General features: G+C 75.7%; 3 protein-coding genes. All 3 read right to left on the reverse strand.

Features of this window, described 5'->3' with window-relative positions; all coding sequences use genetic code 11:
- The coding region (locus AC2VNT_RS14665; RefSeq protein ID WP_486947550.1) for a phosphohexomutase domain-containing protein at positions 1-1,200 on the reverse strand (1,200 nt) is incomplete at its 3' end.
- On the reverse strand, positions 1,197-2,000 hold the full coding sequence (locus tag AC2VNT_RS14670; protein ID WP_486947551.1) for a purine-nucleoside phosphorylase: 804 nt from the start codon (positions 1,998-2,000) through the stop codon (positions 1,197-1,199). The genes AC2VNT_RS14670 and AC2VNT_RS14665, both read right to left, overlap by 4 nt.
- A 14-nt stretch (positions 2,001-2,014) precedes the next feature.
- Positions 2,015-2,195, reverse strand: a 181-nt coding sequence (locus AC2VNT_RS14675) for a universal stress protein (RefSeq protein WP_486947552.1), incomplete at its 5' end; no start/stop codon positions are given.

Consider the following 2,195-nt stretch of genomic DNA (forward strand, 5'->3'; position numbering starts at 1 on the left):
GTCGCAGGCCAGCACCGCCGCGCTGATCCCGTCCTTGTCGCGCACGGCATCCGGGTCGACGCAGTATCCGATCGCCTCCTCGTAGGCGTAGACCAGCCGGCGGCCCGGCAGCCCGGCGTCGGCGCGGGCCAGCCACTTGAACCCGGTCGGCGTCTCGACGTGCCGCGCGCCGTACCGCAAGGCGATCGCGGCCAGCATCCGTGACGACACCACCGTGCTGGCCACCACGCTGCCGGCCGCCTGCCCGGCCGGCAACCGGGACAGCAGGTAATCGCCGAGCAGCCAGCCGGTCTCGTCACCGGTGAGCATCCGCCAGCCGCCCGGCCCGGGAATCCCGACCGCGCACCGGTCGGCGTCGGGGTCCAGTGCGATCGCCATGTCGGCGCCGACGTCGGCGGCCAGCGCCAGCAGCAGGTCGGTGGCGCCGGGCTCCTCCGGGTTCGGGAACGCGACGGTGGGGAAGGCCGGGTCCGGCGCGAACTGGCCGGCGACCGTGTGCACGTCGCCGAAGCCCGCACGGCGCAACGCCGCCACCGCCACCGCGCCACCCACCCCGTGCATCGGGGTCAGCGCCGCCCGCGCCGAGCCGGAGCCGCGGCGCACCGCCGCGGCCCGCGCAACGTAGCGCTCGACCAGTTCGGACCTCGCGGGCGTGACGACGCGCCGGCCGATCCGGTCGGCCGGCGGAGCACCGGCCATCGCCGTCTCGATCTCGGCGTCGACCGGCGAGACGATCTGAATCCCACCGTCCCAGTACACCTTGTAGCCGTTGTCGGCGGCCGGGTTGTGCGACGCGGTGATCTGGACCCCGGCCGCTGCCCCCAGCGCACGCACCGCGAACGCCACCACCGGCGTCGGCGCCGGCTCCGGCAGCAGCAGCACCGAAAAGTCCGCGGCGGCAAACACCTCGGCGGCCGCAACAGCGAACCGGTCCGAGCCGTGCCGCGCGTCGCGGCCCACCACCACCGTCGCACCGGCCCGGCCGTGCGCGCAAAGCACCTGGGCCACCGCCCAACTCGCCCGCAGCACCGTCGCCAGGTTCATCGCATCCGGCCCGCCGCGCACCGGTCCACGCAGCCCGGCGGTGCCGAACCGCAGCGGCCGGGCGAACCGGGCGGCCAGCTCGTCGACGTCACACGCGCGCAGTTCGGCGGCGGTCACCGGGTCGGGGTCGTGGGCGATCCACTCGTCCGGCGTCACAGCCGGGCCACGACCGCGGCCAGCAGCGCACCCATCCGGGCGGCCGAGTCGCGGCCGGTCGCCAGCACCTCGTCGTGGTTGAGCGGGGCACCGGTGATCCCGGCCGCCAGGTTCGTCACCAGCGAGATCCCCAGCACCTGCGCGCCGGCCGCCCGGGCGGCGATCGTCTCGTGCGCGGTCGACATGCCGACCAGGTCGGCGCCGAGGGTGCGCAGCATCGCGATCTCGGCCGGTGTCTCGTACTGCGGGCCCGGCAGCATCGCGTATACGCCCTCGGCCAGAGTGGGCTCCACCTCGCGCGCCAGCGCCCGCAGCCGCGGGTGGTAGGCGTCGACCAGGTCGACGAACTCCGCGCCGACCAGCGGTGATCGCCCGGTCAGGTTCAGCTGGTCGCTGATCAGCACCGGCTGGCCGACGGTGAGATCGGCGCGCAGTCCGCCGGCGGCGTTGGTCAGCACGACGGTGTGCGCGCCGGCCGCGACGGCGCTGCGCACCGGGTGCACCACCTGCGCCGGAGAGTGCCCCTCGTAGCCGTGCACCCGACCGAGCAGCACCAGCACCGGACGGGCGCCGACCCGCACCGAGACCACCTCGCCGGTGTGCCCGCCGGCGGTCGGGGCGAGAAACCCGGGAATCTCGGCCATCGGCACCGTCGCCGTCGGTGGGCCGAGCGCGGCGACCGCCGGCCCCCAGCCGGACCCGAGCACGATCGCCACGTCGTGTTCGCCGACCCCGGTGCGCTCGGCGATGACCGCCGCGGCCCGCTGCGGCGCCGCGGCCGGATCGTTGCCGCCGGTCACATCGGCCGACGTTATCAGGGCTGACGTGCCACGATCACCGGCACCGGCGCGCCCTGCACCACCGCGGTGCTCACCGACCCGAGCAGCATGCCGGCGAAGCCGCCCCGGCCGCGGCTGCCGACCACCACCAGCTGCGCGGACTCGGCCTCCTCGAGCAGATAGCGCGCCGGATGGTTCCAGACCAGCCGGCGGCGG

This window comes from Mycobacterium sp. TH-M15, from assembly GCF_057473705.1.